18 protein-coding genes and 1 other annotated feature are annotated in these 18,109 nt (G+C 29.9%); of the genes, 13 read left to right on the top strand and 5 right to left on the bottom strand.

Going from position 1 to position 18,109, the window contains the following annotated elements; all coding sequences use genetic code 11:
• Window position 1: 1 nt before the first annotated feature.
• Window positions 2-991 carry an ABC transporter ATP-binding protein gene (locus tag BR69_RS0101705; RefSeq protein ID WP_027631628.1) on the top strand — a complete coding sequence of 330 codons (990 nt, stop codon included), beginning with the start codon at window positions 2-4 and terminating at the stop codon, window positions 989-991.
• A gap of 79 nt (window positions 992-1,070) precedes the next feature.
• A complete protein-coding gene (locus BR69_RS0101700) occupies window positions 1,071-2,108 on the top strand; it encodes a nucleoid-associated protein (RefSeq protein WP_027631627.1) in 1,038 nt (345 codons plus the stop codon).
• Between the two features lie 39 nt (window positions 2,109-2,147).
• Here the strand turns inward: BR69_RS0101700 and fba are convergent, their stop codons facing one another.
• The 3 genes from fba to BR69_RS0101685 form a co-directional block, all read right to left on the bottom strand.
• On the bottom strand, window positions 2,148-3,083 hold the full coding sequence (gene fba, locus BR69_RS0101695; protein WP_027631626.1) for a class II fructose-1,6-bisphosphate aldolase: 936 nt from the start codon (window positions 3,081-3,083) through the stop codon (window positions 2,148-2,150).
• Window positions 3,084-3,220: 137 nt separating this feature from the next.
• Window positions 3,221-3,601, bottom strand: coding sequence for a DUF4363 family protein (locus BR69_RS0101690; RefSeq protein WP_051623444.1), 381 nt, complete (start codon window positions 3,599-3,601; stop codon window positions 3,221-3,223).
• Window positions 3,598-4,245: a DUF421 domain-containing protein gene (locus BR69_RS0101685; protein ID WP_027631624.1), complete on the bottom strand. Its 648-nt coding sequence runs from the start codon at window positions 4,243-4,245 to the stop codon at window positions 3,598-3,600. The genes BR69_RS0101690 and BR69_RS0101685 overlap by 4 nt, the downstream gene beginning before the upstream one ends.
• 490 nt (window positions 4,246-4,735) lie before the next feature.
• Here BR69_RS0101685 and BR69_RS0101675 point away from each other — a divergent pair, with 490 nt between their 5' ends.
• The 6 genes from BR69_RS0101675 (at window position 4,736) to BR69_RS0101650 (ending at window position 9,806) form a co-directional block, all read left to right on the top strand.
• Window positions 4,736-6,394: a nucleoside kinase gene (locus BR69_RS0101675; protein WP_027631623.1), complete on the top strand. Its 1,659-nt coding sequence runs from the start codon at window positions 4,736-4,738 to the stop codon at window positions 6,392-6,394.
• Between the two features lie 383 nt (window positions 6,395-6,777).
• The gene (sdaAB, locus tag BR69_RS0101670) at window positions 6,778-7,458 is read left to right on the top strand and encodes an L-serine ammonia-lyase, iron-sulfur-dependent subunit beta (protein ID WP_027631622.1); all 681 of its coding nucleotides are present in this window, start codon (window positions 6,778-6,780) and stop codon (window positions 7,456-7,458) included.
• Window positions 7,459-7,462: 4 nt separating this feature from the next.
• Window positions 7,463-8,344, top strand: coding sequence for an L-serine ammonia-lyase, iron-sulfur-dependent, subunit alpha (sdaAA, locus tag BR69_RS0101665; RefSeq protein WP_027631621.1), 882 nt, complete (start codon window positions 7,463-7,465; stop codon window positions 8,342-8,344).
• A 305-nt stretch (window positions 8,345-8,649) separates the two neighbouring features.
• Window positions 8,650-9,192 (top strand): rubrerythrin family protein, encoded by a 543-nt coding sequence (locus tag BR69_RS0101660; protein ID WP_027631620.1) that lies wholly within the window; start codon window positions 8,650-8,652, stop codon window positions 9,190-9,192.
• A 14-nt stretch (window positions 9,193-9,206) separates the two neighbouring features.
• Entirely contained in the window at window positions 9,207-9,389 is a 183-nt protein-coding gene (locus tag BR69_RS0101655; RefSeq protein ID WP_027631619.1) for a hypothetical protein, read from the top strand.
• A gap of 78 nt (window positions 9,390-9,467) precedes the next feature.
• Window positions 9,468-9,806, top strand: coding sequence for a hypothetical protein (locus BR69_RS0101650; RefSeq protein ID WP_027631618.1), 339 nt, complete (start codon window positions 9,468-9,470; stop codon window positions 9,804-9,806).
• Between the two features lie 30 nt (window positions 9,807-9,836).
• Here the strand turns inward: BR69_RS0101650 and pssA are convergent, their stop codons facing one another.
• Complete coding sequence (pssA, locus tag BR69_RS0101645; protein WP_027631617.1) at window positions 9,837-10,358, bottom strand: CDP-diacylglycerol--serine O-phosphatidyltransferase; 522 nt, start codon at window positions 10,356-10,358, stop codon at window positions 9,837-9,839.
• Window positions 10,359-10,582: 224 nt separating this feature from the next.
• Here pssA and BR69_RS0101640 point away from each other — a divergent pair, with 224 nt between their 5' ends.
• Window positions 10,583-11,464 carry a YegS/Rv2252/BmrU family lipid kinase gene (locus BR69_RS0101640; protein WP_027631616.1) on the top strand — a complete coding sequence of 294 codons (882 nt, stop codon included), beginning with the start codon at window positions 10,583-10,585 and terminating at the stop codon, window positions 11,462-11,464.
• A gap of 45 nt (window positions 11,465-11,509) precedes the next feature.
• Entirely contained in the window at window positions 11,510-12,160 is a 651-nt protein-coding gene (locus BR69_RS0101635) for a hypothetical protein (RefSeq protein WP_027631615.1), read from the top strand.
• Between the two features lie 20 nt (window positions 12,161-12,180).
• Here the strand turns inward: BR69_RS0101635 and BR69_RS0101630 are convergent, their stop codons facing one another.
• Window positions 12,181-14,109, bottom strand: coding sequence for a YgiQ family radical SAM protein (locus BR69_RS0101630; protein WP_027631614.1), 1,929 nt, complete (start codon window positions 14,107-14,109; stop codon window positions 12,181-12,183).
• A gap of 493 nt (window positions 14,110-14,602) precedes the next feature.
• Window positions 14,603-14,837: a binding site (T-box leader), on the top strand.
• A 133-nt stretch (window positions 14,838-14,970) separates the two neighbouring features.
• On the opposite strand from BR69_RS0101630, the gene cysK reads away from it, so the two are divergent.
• From cysK to queG, 3 genes are all read left to right on the top strand, one after another.
• Window positions 14,971-15,876, top strand: coding sequence for a cysteine synthase A (gene cysK, locus BR69_RS0101625; RefSeq protein WP_027631613.1), 906 nt, complete (start codon window positions 14,971-14,973; stop codon window positions 15,874-15,876).
• A 34-nt stretch (window positions 15,877-15,910) separates the two neighbouring features.
• On the top strand, window positions 15,911-16,489 hold the full coding sequence (epsC, locus tag BR69_RS0101620) for a serine O-acetyltransferase EpsC (protein WP_027631612.1): 579 nt from the start codon (window positions 15,911-15,913) through the stop codon (window positions 16,487-16,489).
• A 549-nt stretch (window positions 16,490-17,038) separates the two neighbouring features.
• Window positions 17,039-18,031 (top strand): tRNA epoxyqueuosine(34) reductase QueG, encoded by a 993-nt coding sequence (gene queG / locus BR69_RS0101615; RefSeq protein WP_027631611.1) that lies wholly within the window; start codon window positions 17,039-17,041, stop codon window positions 18,029-18,031.
• The last annotated feature ends 78 nt before the right edge of the window (window positions 18,032-18,109 follow it).

The raw sequence follows: 18,109 nt of genomic DNA, 5'->3' as shown, positions 1-18,109 counted from the left end.
ATTGGATAATATATTGGAGGTTAAGAATTTAAAGAAAAATTTTATTCAAAATCAGGGGTTTTTCACCTCTAATAAAAAAGTATTTAAGGCAGTGGATAATGTTAGCTTTAATATAAAAAGAGGAACTATAATGGGACTTGTAGGAGAGTCAGGATGCGGAAAATCAACTACGGGAAAACTTATTTTAAATTTAATAAATCCTAGTGGTGGAGAAGTTATATTTAATAATAAAACCCTTTATAATGTGGAGAATAAAATTCAATTAAGCGGTAAAAATTTAAGAGATTTAAGAAAAGATATGCAAATAATATTTCAAGATCCTTATTCAAGCTTAGATCCAAGAAAGAGTGTAGAGAGTATAGTTGGGGAAGGGGTAAAGAAGCATAATCTTTTAAAAAAATCAGAATTAAGAGAGTATATAATTAGTTATTTGAATCAATGTGGGTTAGATGAAGATGCTCTTAAAAAATATCCTCATGAGTTTAGTGGAGGACAAAGACAAAGAATAGGTATAGCTAGGGCATTAGCCTTAAAACCTAAGTTTATAGTTTGTGATGAACCAACAGCAGCCTTAGATGTATCAATACAATCTCAAATACTTAATCTTATGTTAGATTTAAAGGAGAAACATGGATTAACTTATTTATTTATATCTCATAATTTAAATGTAGTTAAGAACTTTTGTGATGAAATAGGGGTTATGTATTTAGGAACTATTGTTGAAAAAGGGGAGGCAAAAGAAATTTTTAGAGAGCCTCTACATCCTTATACTAAGGCACTAATAGCATCTGTACCTAAATCTCATCCCTTAGAAAAAAGAGAAAGAATACTTTTAAAGGGAGAGATTGAAAGTGCAAGTAATATACCAGAAGGATGTAGATTTAATACTAGATGTCCTTTTGCTAAGGAAAGGTGTTATAAAGAAGAACCAAAACTTCTAGAGGTAAAGAAGGACCATTTTGTCTCTTGTCATTTGTATAATGAACTTTAAAACATAAACTACAATAATTATGGTATAATAGAAATGTTTTTGTGTTATTACACTAAAAAAGAAAGTAGAGGTGTAGTACTTGGAATACATAAAGGATATAACCATAATAGACGCAGTACTTCATATATTAGATAGTAACGGAATAGACCCTATACTTAATGAATCATATTTAGAATTAGATGAGGATACTTATACCTTTTTATTTAAGCATGTGGAAAGATGCTTAAAGGATGAAGAGTTAAAGTATGCCTTATTTAATGAAGAGAGAAGTATTGTAAAGGAAGTAAGCCAAGAATATCTAAATGGAGAAAATAATCTTTTAGAGGTGTCAAAGGAGCTTGCAAGACAGCTTTTTGTTCAAATGAAGGCAAATGTTAATATACCTTCTTGTGATATTTTAGTTATAGGAATTACCACAGAATATGGTCCCATGCTTTGTATGCTTAAAATGGATTATGTAAAGAATTTTACCCATAAAATTGATTTTATAGAAGATAGAATGAATATAAACATAGTTCCTCATACTGCAGGACTTCCAAGTAGTAGCCAAAGAATTCAAAAGGGAGCCTTTATAAAACCTGTAAGGGAAGGGCAAGAATTTAATTTAATGGTTATAGATAAACAAAAGAAGTCAAAGGATAATGAGGAATATGGATCTAACTACTTCCTTAATAATTACCTAGGATGTAGTATAGTTACCAATGAAAGAGATATGACAAAGACCTTTTTAAAAGCTGCAGAGACTTTTACAAGGAATCACATAAAGGAAGATGCAGATAAGGCTGAGATTATAAGAACAGAGGTAAAAAGAAACCTAAAGGAAGAAGAAATAATAGATGTACATGAGCTAAGTGAAAATTTATTTAAGGAAGAACCTGATAAAAAAGCTAAGTTTGTGGAATTTGTAGCAGCTCAAGGCCTTGAAAAGGAAGTTAAGGTAGATAAGGAATGGGTAGAAAAGAAGTTAAAGAGAGTGAGGCTTAAAATAGATAAGGATATAGATCTTTATATAGACGAAGAAGCCTATCATGATAATAGTAAGTTTGAAATACAAAGAAATGGAGACGGAAGCATTAATATAGTTATAAAGCATGTTATGAATTATATGGAGAAATAAGAAAACCCACCTAATTTTAGGTGGGTTTTAGTAATAGAATTACTTGCTTATAGAATCCTTAGATCCTAGAACATTGTCTATTTTTCCTTCAACAGTATTCTGTACAGCAGCTCTTCCAGCTCCTAAGTATTTTCTTGGGTCGAATTCCTTTGGATCATCTCCAAAAGTCTTTCTTATAGCAGCTGTCATAGCAAGTCTTAAGTCTGTATCCATGTTTATCTTACATACAGCCATAGAAGATGCCTTTCTTAGCATATCTACAGGGATTCCTTTAGCTCCTGCTATGTTTCCACCATACTCATTACAAGTTGCAACAGCTTCAGGATCAACGGCAGATGCTCCGTGAAGAACTATTGGGAAACCAGGTAACATTTCTTGAATTTTTTCTAATATATCAAATCTAAGTTCTGGTTTGAAGTCTAGAGGAAACTTAAATGCTCCGTGGCTTGTTCCTATAGCTATTGCTAAAGAGTCACATCCAGTTCTCTTAACGAAATCAACTGCTTGATTAGGATCAGTGTATATATGCTCAGCAGCAACTACATCATCCTCAACTCCTGCTAAAACTCCAAGCTCAGCTTCAACAACAACGCCTCTAGCGTGAGCATATTCAACAACTTCTTTAGTTAATCTTACATTCTCTTCATAGTCATAATGAGAACCATCAAACATTACAGAAGTGAATCCTGCATCTATAACTGATTTAACAGTTTCTAAGTTTGGACCGTGATCAAGATGTAGAGCAACATCTACTCCAGTATCAGCTATTGCAGCATCAACCATTGCCTTTAAGTATTTAGGACCAGCGTATTTTATTGCTCCTGTTGAACATTGAAGTATTACAGCAGAATTTCTAGATTTTGCTGCGTTTATAACTCCTTGAATTATTTCCATATTATTAATATTGAATGCTCCTATAGCGTACTTACCTTCGTAAGCTTTTTTGAACATTTCTTTAGTTGTAACTAATGCCATTAGATAAACCACCTTTCATAAATTTTCTATGGCCTATAGGGACTAAAATAGTCCCAGTGGGACTTTTTCTAATTGTTTTCTATCTTTATTATAAAGGAAAAGAAAAAGATTTTCTACCTTTATATAAATATTTTTTATTAAAAAATATTTTTTATGTTTACTTTTTGAAGTTTTTTTACACTATCTACAGAAAACTTTATAAAATGTAAGGAGGATAATGTCTCATCTAAGTTCTTATTTTTAACAAATTGAGTTAATCTATAAATTTCACTTTCAATTAAGTCCATTTCTTGATGATTTATAAATATAGACATTTTAGTAGAATTTTCATTTATAAAATCTAAAAGGGATAGAACCTCTTCATAGCTTTCTTCCCATTTGTTTTCATTAACTAAATCTTCAATTACATCATTTTTCTGTTCTATTTCTAAAGTAATCTTATTTAAATAATTTAAAGACCAGGTCATAAATATTAATAATGATATAAATATGCAAAAAGAAGTTACAATATTTTTCATTTTTTACTCCCTGCCTTTCTTTGAAAAGAAAATTTACCCTTGCAATTTATAATTGCAAAATCAATTTCTTCTCTAGTAACTTTATTTTTTATTAGTTCATTATTAAACCAATCCTCGTCCTTATTTATAGCTTGTAAGATATCTCCATAGAGCTTACCATTATTAAATAAGATTCTTGGTATGTACACTGGGGTTTGGTCAATATTTTTTTCAATTATAGATAGTTGACCATTAGTTTCCCAGATGGCAAAAGCTATTTTAGTAAGATCAGTATAACCTTTAATCCTAAGTTCCTCCATTAGTTCAGGAAGGCTTAGTCTTTGATTCCTTAGTTGATTAGTATCTATTATTCCATTTTTAATTAGTACACAAGGGGTTCCATCCAATATATTTTTAAATTTTTTACTTCTTATTTGAACCTCTGATAATACTACTTGAATAATAAGCAATGTTACTATAGGAATAACTCCGTTAATAAGAGGAAGCCTATTATCCTGCATAGGAAGGGAGGCTAAGTCCGAAATCATTATGGTTACAACTAGTTCAAAGGGTTCAAGCTCTCCAATTTGTCTTTTTCCCATAAGTCTAATTATTAGAACTACAAGTGCATATAATATTGCGGTTCTAATTAAAAAAATAAACATAAAAATACCTCCTCTAAGATATATTATGTAATAAATGAAGGGTTTTTATTACTGAAAATAATTACATTCTAAATTTACTAAAGTATAATATAGATAAGGGATTAGTTTATAAAAAATGTAAAGAGAAGTTTAAGTTATATGTGTGAAACTTATTATATTTATAGATATCCTCAACCTAAAATCAAATTATTCCTTAAATTTTTATTTAGTAACTTTAGAAATGGTGGTAAAAAATTTTGGATAAGTTTAGATGTCCCTTTGGATATCTATATGAAAACTAAAGTTTAGTTATTAATTAATTTAATAAAATTATTTTAAAATCTTAATGATTAATTATACGTAGAAATTTTGAAAGTTTTGTGTAATAGATTCTCTTAAATTAAATGGGTTTAGTTTAAAATTCATAAAATATGGTAGTAAATAACCAATAATAAGTACATTAGTTATTTAGTTATTCTTAAATTCTAATAAATATAGAAGGGGGATTTATATGGCTAAAATACATTTATATACACCAAATGAAAAAAACTTAAGGGTGGAGGAAGGGATCACCTTTGAAGAAGTGGTAAAGGAACATTTTTCCAATAGAGATATTCCTATCACCTTAGGAAAAATAGATGGACGTTATTATGAGCTTAGGGATAAGGTGCCCCATGGGGGAGAATTTTATCCAGTAACCATAGAAGAAACCATAGGGTTAAAAACCTATGCAAGAACACTTCATTTTATTTTAATAAAAGCAGTATATGATTTATTTAAGGGATCTAAAATAACCATAGAACATTCTATAAGTAAGGGAATCTATGGAGAAATTCATAAGGAGCATTCCTTAGATGAAAAGGATATAGAGGATATAAGAAATAGAATGAAAGAAATTATAACGGCTGATGAAAGAATAAATAAAATATCTGTAACTAGGGAAGAGGCCATTAATATATTTCAAGACTATGGGTTTGAAGATAAGGTAAGGCTCTTAAAACATGTAAAAAATAATAAATTAAAGCTTTATGAACTCCAAGGAAGATATGACTACTTTTATGGTCCTTTAGCCCCAAGCACAGGAGTTATGGAAACCTTTGATCTAATATTTCATGATCCAGGGTTTATTTTAAGGTATCCAGAAGAAAATGATCCTAAGGGATTACCTAAATTTATAAATTATGAAAAGTTAGATAATATATTTAAGGAAACAGAGGAATGGCTTAATATTTTAGAAGTAGCAGATGTAGGGGCTATAAATAATAAAATAGAAAATAAAGAAATTCAAGAGCTTATTATGGTGGCAGAAGCCCTTCATGAAAAGAAAATAGCTTATATTGCAGACACTATAAGTGAGAAAAAGGATGTAAAAGTAATACTTATATCTGGTCCATCTTCATCAGGGAAGACTACTTTTGCAAGAAGGCTTGGGATTCAATTAAGAGTTAATGGAATAACTCCGATACCAATATCCTTGGATGATTATTTTGTAAATAGAGAGGATACACCTTTAGATGAAAATGGAAAATATGATTTTGAGTCCATAGATGCCTTAGATTTACCTTTATTTAATGAGGATTTAAAAAAAATACTAAAGGGGGATACTGTTGAAATTCCAAGTTATAATTTTAAGCTTGGAGCTAGAGAGTGGAATGGACATAAAATAAGGCTACCAGACAATGGGGTTTTAATAGTTGAGGGAATTCATGGATTAAATGATAAGTTAACTAGGGCAATAGATAGTAAAAATAAGTTTAAGATATATATAAGTGCTTTAACTCAGCTTAATATAGATAGCCACAATAGAATAACAACAACAGATGTTAGGAAGGTAAGAAGAATAGTAAGAGATTTTTTATCTAGAGGTTATATGGGGGAAGATACTCTTAAAATGTGGCCTTCTATTAAAAGAGGGGAAGAAAAAAATATATTTATATTCCAAGAAGAAGCTGATGTTATGTTTAATTCAACCCTTGTATATGAGTTATGTGTACTAAAAAAATATGCATTGGAGGAACTAGAAAAGATAGGAGAAGAAAGCGAAGTTTATTATGAAGTTTTACGTCTTAAAAACTTTCTAAGGCTATTTAAAGATGTGGATATAGATACTATTCCAACAAATTCTATTCTAAGAGAATTTATAGGAGGAAGTGTTTTCTATAAATATTAATATATAATATGGATAAAGTTTTACAGCTATAATTAAAAGATTAAATAAAGTTCATTTAAGGGGTAACTATTTTAGACAGGTAATTTTTACCCTTAGGATGAACTTTATTCAATTTAGGGGAATTAAGGAGATATAACTACAATATTACATAAGATAATGTGGAAAACATTTTTATAATTATCTTATATAAGGGGTTTATTTTCACATATAAATTAATTTTTAAAACAAAAATTATTAAACTCTTATTTTAATATATACATATAAATTTTCATGGAACTAATAAGAAAAAATACTTATAATTAAATAGGATAAATTATATATAACTAAAGTTTAATAATAGAAAACCAAAAGAAATATAAGCTTAGAAAAAGGGGATTTTTATAATGAAAAGATATGGAGTTTTTGATATTATAGGTCCTATAATGATAGGACCATCTAGTTCTCATACAGCTGGGGCAGCCAGACTCTCAAAGATTGCTGGAATTATTGCAGGAGAAAATATAAAAAAGGTTACATTTCTTCTTCATGGATCCTTTGCAAAAACTTATAAAGGTCATGGAACAGATAGGGCCTTAGTAGCTGGTATTCTTGGAATGAATCCATGGGATGAAGGCCTTAGAGACTCTCTAGTGATAGCTAAGGACAAGGGAATAGAAATAGTTTTTAAAGAGGCTGATTTAGGAGAAGTACACCCTAATACAGTAAAATTTGTCATTGAAAAAGAAGATGGATATGAGGCAGAAGTAATGGGATCCTCTATTGGGGGAGGAAGCATAATAATAACAGAAGTAGATGGCCAAAAGGTTGAATTTACAGGAGAATATCCAACTCTTATTATAGATCATAGGGATGCTCCAGGAGTTGTATCAAAGGTAACTGCAATTCTTTATGATAATGATATTAATATAGCCTTTATGAAGGTATTTAGAAGCAGTAGAGGACGTGGTGCTGCTATGATTTTTGAAACAGATCATAATATAACTAAAGAAATAAAAGAGGAAATTTTATCTATAAAAGAAATAAATCACATAAAAATAATAAATCCTATGAAGGAAGGAGAATAATAAGGTGTATATAAAAAGCGGAAGAGAACTAATAGAAATATGTACTAAAGAAAACATATCCCTTGGAGAGTTTGCTTTAAGAAATGAAATGGAAGAAAGCGGACAGTCAAGAGAAGTTATTATAGAAAAAATGAGAAAAAATTTAAATGCAATGAAAGAAGCTGCATCGAGAGCCTTAGATGAGAAGGTTATTTCAGTAAGTGGACTTATTGGAGGAGATGCATATAGAATAAATCAATATGTTAAAGGTGGAAATACTTTAAGTGGAGATTATATAGTAAAGGCAATGGCAAGGGCTATCTCTTGTTCAGAGGTTAATGCTTCTATGGGGAGAATAGTTGCATGTCCTACGGCTGGATCTTGTGGAATACTCCCAGCAGTTATAACCACAGCAGGAGAAAGGCTTAATAAAAGTGATGATGAACTTATAATGGCACTTTTTGCATCTTCTATTGTAGGGGTTGTTATTGCACAGAATGCATCCATATCTGGAGCAGAAGGTGGATGCCAGGCAGAATGTGGTTCAGCAGCTGCTATGGGATGTGCTGCTATTGTAGATCTTATGGGAGGAACACCAGCTATGTGCCTTCATGGTGCGGCAATAGTTATAAAAAATATATTAGGTCTTGTTTGTGATCCAATAGCAGGACTTGTAGAAGTACCATGTGCTAAAAGAAATGCAGCAGGAGCGGTTAGTGCGCTTACCACAGTGGATTTAGTTATGGCAGGAGTTGAGAGTAAGATACCTTTTGATGAGGTTGTTATGGCCATGAATAAAATTGGTCGTAGTCTGCCAAGTGAACTTAGAGAAACTGCCATGGGAGGCCTTGCAGTAACACCTACAGGACTTATGCTTAAAAAACAAATCTTAGGAGGAGATAAGTAAAACTTATATTCTTTAGAAATAGTTTATTTTAAGTGTTAAAACTTATAATTATCATAAGACAATAATAAATTAAAAAATCCACCTAGAAATTAAATTCTAGGTGGATTCTTTAAGTTTTATTTAAATTGATAACTTATTCATTAAAAATATTTCTGATTTATTTTGCTTTAGGCAGATGTGTAAATTGCCTTTTGAATTTAGAACTCTAGGAGGCATTATAAAGAGATAATTAGAAATTAGTAACATTTTGGAGAATATAGAATATTTTATATATAAGAGCAATAATAGAGTAAGGAGCTATAAAAATGAAAAATGTAAAAGGCTCAAAAACAGAAAGGAATCTTTTGATGACCTTTGCTGGGGAGTCTAGAGCTAGGAATAAATACGATTTATACGCAGAAAAAGCAATAGGTGAAGGACAACACTGGATAGCTAATGTTTTTATGGAGACTGCTAAAAATGAATTTGCTCATGGCAGGGAGGTTTTTAATAAGTACTTAGGAAAGATGGAAACTACGGAAAAGAACTTAATGAAGGCTGCAATGGGAGAAGCAGAAGAGGCTGATAAGATATATAAAGAATTTGAGGAAATCGCTAGATGTGAAGGATACTTAGAAATAGCAGATTTTTTTAAGGAATTAAGAGAAGTTGAAGAAAATCACGAAAAAAGGTTTATGGAGTTATACGAAAGACTAAAGAATGGAACCTTATATAAAAGAGATAAAGAAGAAAAATGGGAATGTTTAAATTGTGGATATATACATTTAGGAAAAGAAGCACCTATGGTGTGCCCATTATGTAAATATCCAAGAGGTTATTTTAAAATTCACTGTGAAAATTATAAATAAGGAGGAGTGGGGATATGATAATAGCTTATCCTAAATATTTTGTAATGCCAGTTATAATGGAAGAGGATTTTGAATTTAATCATAAGGAGTCCTTATTTAGAGGAAATTTAGCTGAAGAAGAAGTTCCAAGTGGGAATAATGAGGATGAGTTTAAACATATTGATGGAGAATATGTTGAGGAAGAATTAAAAAATTAATATAAAAAAACTAAGTAATATTTTAAGTACTCTATTAATATATTAGTTTTGAAGTATGTATCATAGGTGGAATAGAATATGAGTCATAGAGATTTAATGGAGTGCCAGCAAAGAGAAATAATAGCAATGCAAGAAATGCTTACAAGACTTATTAACTCATATAGACTCTTAATTGGAGGGGCTAATGAGCTTAATGGAATAGCTCTAGCTAAAAAAAGTCAAGTTAAAGATGCACTTAAAAGAGCAGAAGCTCTTGGAAGTTTAATAGATGATGTAGCGGATGCCTTAAAAAGATGTCAATGTAGGTATCTTGATTATTGTGTTATGTATTCCGAGGAGATTAAGGGATGTATAAGTCCAGAATTTGTATATGAAGATATTCAATGTGAGTTATCTAAGACAACAGATAAGAAATAAAAAAAAGTCTCTGGTGTTAAACCAGGGACTTTATACCTTTTTAAGTTTAAATTTACTTACCATTAAATAGGATAGTACAATTAAAAATATTATAGGTAATATTGGATTTAAGGTTTTTTCAAAAATTATTACTTGAAGTAAACAAAATAATGCCATAAATGTTCCAGCTATTGTTATAGGAACTCCTGTAAATGTTCCATCAAAACTTGATATATTATACCTAGCTAGTCTATAAGCTCCACATATAGGGAATATTAAAACTAGAAAATATCCTAGAATTCCAAAGCTCATAAAGCCGTATAGTTTATAAACAAGAATTGAAGGAGCAACTCCAAAAGAAACTAAATCAGCTAATGAGTCTAATTCCTTACCTATTTCACTATCAACATTTAATAATCTAGCAACCCTTCCATCATATCTATCAGCAATAGCTGCACATATGATAAATATAGCTGCTAACTTGTAATCCGCATGAAAAGTTGCAAGTATTGCTAAAACTCCAAAGGCTAAGTTACCAAGGGTAAATGCATTTGGTATTGCACTTTTTTTCATTGTTACATCACTCCCATTATAATTAGTGCTATTGCCATTATACCTTATATTATAAATTTATATAAGAGGGTATGGGGGTATTTAAGAAGTATTTAAGAAAAAGATTAAGGATAGAGGGTTTAATTGGAAGGATATTGCATATATGTTTCTGAGGTAACTCGACACCTTTAATATAAAATGATATAATCACTCTGTACTTTTAATGAAATTGGGAGGAGTTAACAATGAAGAAGGTCAAGTTCATATATAATCCTTTTTCAGGGGAGAATGCCATTTTAAATGACATTGATACTGTTATAAGACTTCATCAAAAAAAGGGATATATAGTTGTTCCTCATAGAATAAGCTTTGATATAGAGATTGAAAAAGCTTTTGCAGACATTGATAATACTTATGAATATGTAATTGTGGCTGGAGGCGATGGTACCGTTGATACTATTGTAAACCTTATGAAGTCTATGGGGATAGATTTACCACTAGCTATATTACCAGTTGGAACCGCTAATGATTTTGCTAAGTTTATAGGAATGTCTCCTAATGTAGAGAAGGCTTGTGAACAGATATTAAATTCTACACCAGTACCTGTAGATATTGGTAGAATAAATGAAAAATACTTTATAAATGTTGCAAGTGCAGGTCTTTTTACTGATGTTTCTCAAAAGACAGATGTTAATCTTAAAAACACTATAGGAAAGCTTGCTTATTACATAAAAGGTTTAGAGCAACTTCCGAACTTTAGAAAGTTAAAGGTTGAAGTTGAAAGTGATGAGTTTAATTTTGACGGAGATATGTACTTAATATTAGTGTTTAATGGGCAAACTGCAGGGAATTTTAAACTTGCCTATAAGGCTAATGCCGAAGATGGTCAATTAGATATCTTAATAATAAAGGCATGTTCAATAAGAGAATTAATACCTTTATTTATAAGAATATTTAAGGGCGAGCATTTAGAGGATCCTAATGTTATTTATTTTAAAACAAATAAACTAAGAGTAGAGTGTAATGAGGACATAGTAACAGATATTGATGGAGAGAAGGGACCAGATTTTCCACTAAACATAGAATGTATTAAGGGTGGACTTAAAATATTAGGAATAAATAACTAATATTTTTAATAATATTAAGTAGCAATAAAGTAGAGGAATGATGAAATGAATTTAGTTTATGTTTATCTAACCTTATTGTTACTTAATATTTTTTTTGTAATAAACATTATTTTTTCAAGCTATAATAATGGACCTAAAAAGATAAAAACTTTTTGCACTATTGTATCCCTAGGGTTGATACTTAGATATTTAGGACTATTATTTACATTTATAATGCAGAACATAGAGCATATATATAATATAAGATACTTAATATCCTTAAATATTATAGGGATTCCAGGAGTTTTATTATTAAGTTACTATATTTTTTTAAGGAAAGATGGGCTGAAAATAAATTTTATTTTTATAATTCTAGGTTTTTTAATTATTATATATATAGGAATTATAAAATTTGTTCAGGTATCCTTTGAAATACACCCTATATATGGATATGCTATGAAATATATAGAGCAAGGGTGGATTAATATAGGATATATATTTATTTTAAGTCTTATATTATTTATGTGCATAATAAGCTATGGAGTTAAGAATAGCATAGAGAGTGGAATCATAATGGTAATGGTTTCTGTTATGATAATAATAGGAGAAAACATACTTATTCTTTTAGGTTTTAATTTGGATTATAACACTTTAATAGGGGAATTAGTTTCTCTTATAACCTTGTATTATGGAATAAAAAGCTTGAAAAAGAGATAGGCCTGGAGTAAAATCCAAGCCTAATTTTTTTTACCTTTATTATTCTTATGTTTTCTATTAAAACTTTTTTTATCCATAGAAGACTTTGAAGTCTTAGATTTTTCTGTAGTTTTATGTGAAGGTTTATTCTTTTTCACAGGTTTTCTTATTGGATTATAGGAGATTAAACAATTTTTATCATTTCCTATTAAATCTTCTCTTCCAGCTTTAGTTAGTGCTTCTTTAACTAAGCTGTGATTTTCAGGAACTGTAAACTGCATAAGAGCTCTTTGCATATTTTTTTCTTTAGAGGTTTTAGGAACATAAACCTTCTCAGAAGTTAAGGGATTAATTCCTGTATAGTATATAGTAGTGGATAAACTTCCAGGAGTTGGGTAAAAATCTTGAACCTGCTCTGGAGTATATCCCATATCCTTTATGTATAAAGAAAGTTCTATAGAAGATTTTAAATCACTTCCAGGATGACTGGACATTAAATAAGGTACAAGAAACTGATTTTTGTCTATTTTTTTATTTATTTCAAAATACTTTTTAACAAATCTATTATAAACTTCTTTTGTAGGTTTTCCCATTTGATGAAGCACCTTATCAGACACATGTTCAGGTGCAACCTTTAATTGGCCACTAATATGATGTTTACATAAATCATTAAAGAATTCAGTGTCTTTATCATGGATTAAATAATCGTATCTAATACCAGAACGTATAAATACTTTTTTTATTCCAGGTAATTTACGTACTTTTCTTAAAAGGCTTAAATATTCTTTATGATCAATTTTAAGATTTTTACATGGAGTAGGATGCATACATTGTCTATGCCTACAAGCACCATGAGTCTCTTGCTTTTTACAAGCCTTATGTCTAAAGTTAGCTGTAGGGCCTCCTATATCATGAATATATCCCTTAAAGTCATCTAAGGTAGTTAGAAGCTTAGCTTCATCTATAATGCTTTCTTGGCTTCTATTTTGTATTATTCTCCCTTGGTGGAAGGTTAAAGCGCAGAAAGAACAGGAACCAAAACATCCTCTATGACTTGTAATAGAAAATTTAACTTCGTTTATAGCAGGTATTCCACCCTTGGCTTCATATATAGGATGATAAGTTCTCATATAAGGAAGATTATAGGATATATCCATATCTTCCACAGTTAAAGGTTCTTGAGGAGGATTTTGTACTAGATATCTATCTCCATGTTTTTGTATTATAGTATTTCCGTTTATAGGATCCTGCTCATAGAATTCTAACTTATAACTTTCATTATAGGCATTTTTATCTGTGCTTGCCTCTTCATAGCTTGGAACAATAACAGCATCTTTAATATTCTCCATGTCCTTTGATAAGTAACAGGTACCTCTAAGACTTGTTATGTTATTTATATTCATACCATAATTTAAAAGGTTAGCAAGCTGAACTATAGTTTTTTCACCCATACCATAGATTAAAAGATCTGCCTTAGAATCAACTAGTATACTTCGTCTAACTTTATCATCCCAGTAGTCATAGTGAGTAAAACGTCTTAGAGAGGCTTCAATACCACCAATTATTATTGGAACATCTTTAAAGGCCTCTCTTATCCTATTACAATAGACTATAACTGCTCTATCAGGTCTATGGCCGCCTTCTCCGCCTGGAGAATAAAGATCATCTCTTCTTTTCTTTTTTGAAGAAGTATAGTGGTTAACCATAGAATCTATATTTCCAGAGTTAACTAAGAATCCTAATCTAGGTTTTCCTAGCTTTTTAAAGTCATCAGTGTTTTTCCAGTCAGGTTGAGGAATTATACCTACAGTAAATCCATTGTATTCTAAAGTTCTTCCAATTATACTAGAACCAAAGGAAGGGTGGTCCACATAGGCATCCCCTGTAACTATTATAAAATCAAGTTCTTCTATACCCATAGAGCTCATATCAGCTTTACTTATAGGTAAAAAGTTCTTTCCAATTTTCATATGATTTTTATCTCCAATCTTATTATACTTAAGGTATTTCAATAATCTATTTAGCTGTGATATAAAAAGTAGATTAATTCTTTCATGTTATTTTTTTAACTAAACTAAAATATTAATCATTATATATTAACATAAAGCCTTATAAATATAAAGTTAATATTAATTTAAAGCATAGGGGGCTAAAAAATTAATTATTTACTTAGAGAGAAGTTTTTAACTATAATTAGATAATATAATTATCTATATAGAAATAGGATTTTATATTTATAAGATTATTTTGTAGTTTAGATTATTGTTTAGTAAGTTATAATGTATAATCAGAAGTTATAGCATATAATTAAATAGAATAGAAAATAAAAAATTGTATATAAATATAACTATTGATATAATTAATATTACCTATAGAAAATATTTAAAAAATAAATACAAAATTCTATTAACATATTAAGAAAAACAGTATATAATGTATAATATAAATCGTATCATATTACTCGGAAATACATTGAAGAAGGAAAGTACCTTAATGAAAGGTTTCAGCGAGAGGATGGTGGTGAAAGATCCTCACTGGAAGTTAAGAGAAGTGCCCTTTGGAGTATGCGCCTGAAAATTAGTAGGGTTGTACGGTATCCCCCGTTACAGGGATAAGGCATAGTTTTGTGCCAGAATTTTGAGTTGGGGTACATATACCCAATTAGAGTGGAACCGCGAAGTCAAGCTTCGTCTCTAAAGTTTTAGAGACGGGGCTTTTTTATATACTTACAAAACTGTTGGCCACGGTTTAGATTTAGAAATATGATTTATTAAATGTGATAATATAATCTATTAATTTTAGAAAGATAATTTATTAAGGAGGAAAAGTTTATGATTTTTAATTCAGCTATAGATATGATAGGAAATACACCTATAATTAAACTAAATACTAAAGAAGGTAAGGCAAGGGTATATGTAAAACTTGAAAGATATAACCCAGGTGGAAGCGTAAAAGATAGGGCAGCTCTTGGAATGATTGAAGAAGCAGAGAGAATAGGCTATTTAAAAGAAGGAAATACAATAGTTGAACCAACTAGTGGTAATACTGGTATAGCCCTTGCTATGATAGGAAGACTTAAGGGGTATAGAGTTATTATAGTAATGCCAGAAACTATGAGTATAGAAAGAAGAAATATAATAAAGGCTTATGGAGCAGAACTTATATTAACAGAAGGAGCAAAGGGAATGAAGGGAGCTATATCAAAGGCTAAAGAGCTCTCAGAAGAAAATGAAGGTTATTTTGTTCCTCAACAGTTTGTAAATATAGCTAATCCAAACAAACATTATAAAACAACAGCAGAAGAAATCTTAAAAGATGTTCCTAATATAGATGTATTTATGACAGGTGTTGGAACAGGAGGAACTATATCAGGAGTAGGAAAACTTTTAAAAGAAAGCAAAAGTAATGTGGAAGTTATAGCTATAGAGCCAGAGAAATCACCTGTAATAAGTGGAGGAGAACCAGGACCACACAAGATTCAAGGTATAGGTGCAGGTTTTATTCCAGATATATATAATAAGGATGTAGTAGATAAAGTACTAACAATAAGTGATGAAGATGCTTTTGAAGGGGCAAGAATTATGGCAAGGGATTATGGTATACTTGTTGGAATATCCTCAGGAGCTAATATTATAGCTGCTTTAAGAAAGGCTGAAACTTTAGGAGAAGATAAGACTATTGTAACAGTGGCTCCAGATGGAGGAGAAAAATATTTATCCATGGGATTATATGAGTAAATTTTAAAATAGAAAGGATGAAGGGGGTTATACTATGATAAAATTTCTAAAAGATGAAGTAAGAAATATAATGAGCAAAGATCCAGCAGCAAGAAGTATATATGAAGTATTACTATATCCATCCCTTCATGCCATAATAAACCATAGAATATCTAGATTCTTTTATAAAAAAAGACTTTATTTTCTAGCAAGATTAATATCTCAAATAGGAAGATTTATAACAGGGATAGAAATACATCCGGGTGCTACTATAGGAAGACGATTATTTATAGATCATGGTATGGGAGTTGTTATTGGAGAAACTGCAGAAATAGGGGATGATGTTACCATATATCATGGAGTTACCCTGGGGGGGACTGGAAAAGATAAAGGTAAAAGACATCCCACTGTTGAAAGTGGTGCAATAATAGGAGCAGGGGCAAAGGTACTGGGACCTATAGTTATAGGAGAAAATTCTAAAATAGGATCAAATTCAGTTGTACTAAGAGATGTACCAAGTTATACAACAGCTGTAGGAATACCTGCAAAAATAATATATAAATCAAGAAAAATTATAGATATTATGAATCATAAAGGAGAAGATAAATATATATATAATGATATGGTAATATAAATAGGGATAGTTAAAAATCTTAGCTTTAGAAATGAGAAAGTGATTTTCATTTCTAAAGCTTTTTTACTTTAAAGTATATGGAATAAAAAAGAAGTGAGTCTAGAGGACAATATAATTGATGGTAATTATAGATATATGATATTATTAAATATAAAATATTATTTTATATTTAATAATGAATAGATACTGCTTTATTTAAAGGCTATATACTTTTTATTGGAATTAAAGAAGTATTACTTAAGATACGGTAGGGTTAGTTATTTCCTAGGAAATATATAGGGGTTTTAACTTAACTTATATATAGCCATAAATGCTGATTGATCAAAAGGAAAGTTCATGGATAAGTTAAGAATTAAGGTAAGAACCATATATAGGGATTTAAGAATAAAAATTAACTTATTCATTAAAGTTTTATTGATTTATATTGATTCATCAAGATGTATAAATTAAAAGTCTTCTAATTAGCAAATTAAGAGTGTATATTAAAGTCTTATAGAAAGCTTAGAATAGCTTGGTTTATTATTTTTAACCAAAGGTAAGGGAGAGAAAATGAAGGATAAGATAGTTAATTTTTGTAATGGAATAGGTATTGATACCATAGGGTTTACTAAATGTAGAGTGTTTCATGAACTTCATGATTTTTATATATACAGAAAAGAAAATAGTTTAGAAAATGAATTTGAGGAAAAGGATATAGAAAAGAGGATAAATCCATTTATATATATGGAAGATGGAAAAACCATAATCTCTGTAGCATTTCCATATGTTCATAACTTTAATAATCATAAAGATGTTTATTTTTCTAAATATACCCAAGGCAAGGATTATCATAGAGTAGTTAAGGATTATCTAGGACAAATATGTGAATTTATAGAGAGCATAGGAGGAAAAGCAGTTCCATTAGTTGATAGTAATGCACTTCCAGAAAGATATATTGCAGCTCTTTCAGGTGTAGGATTTATAGGGAAAAATAATATGGTCATAACTAAAAAATATGGCTCCTATGTATTTTTAGGAGAAATAATAACAAATTTGGACTTAGAGGCAAGTAGCAATGAAAACCTAGTAAATGAAATAAAGAATTTTACACAGTGTGGAGAGTGTGAGCTTTGTTATAAGGAGTGTCCAACTAAATCCATAAATAAGGTTAAGAAAAACTCTAATATATGTATGTCATATATTACTCAAAAGAAAGACTTGGAGAAAAAGTGGATAAAGCTAATGAATGGAAGACTTTTTGGGTGCGATACATGTCAAAGCTGTTGCCCCTATAATAATCATATAGAATTATCTCCAATTAAAGATTTTCAGGTTATAGATTTTATGGAGAATGTGGATTTAGAGGAAATGATTTATATGGAAAAAAAGACCTTTAAGGAGAAGTATTTAAATACATCCTGTGGATGGAGAGGAAAGCCTGTTCTTCAGAGAAATGCTTTAATAGCTTTTATGGTTAAAATGGAAAATGGAGAGATAAGTGAAAAGGATATAAAAAGTCCCTATGTAAGGGAGTATTATAATATTATTAAAAATATAGTATAATAAATATAGGGATTATAGAAATAATATAGGGTTTCTAAGTGGTGATTTATTTTATAAAATGTTTGAAGTCTATGATTT

Source organism: Clostridium hydrogeniformans DSM 21757, assembly GCF_000686705.1.
GTDB classification, from domain to species: Bacteria; Bacillota; Clostridia; order Clostridiales; family Clostridiaceae; genus Clostridium_Z; species Clostridium_Z hydrogeniformans.
This window is presented reverse-complemented; position numbering and strand designations above follow the sequence as displayed.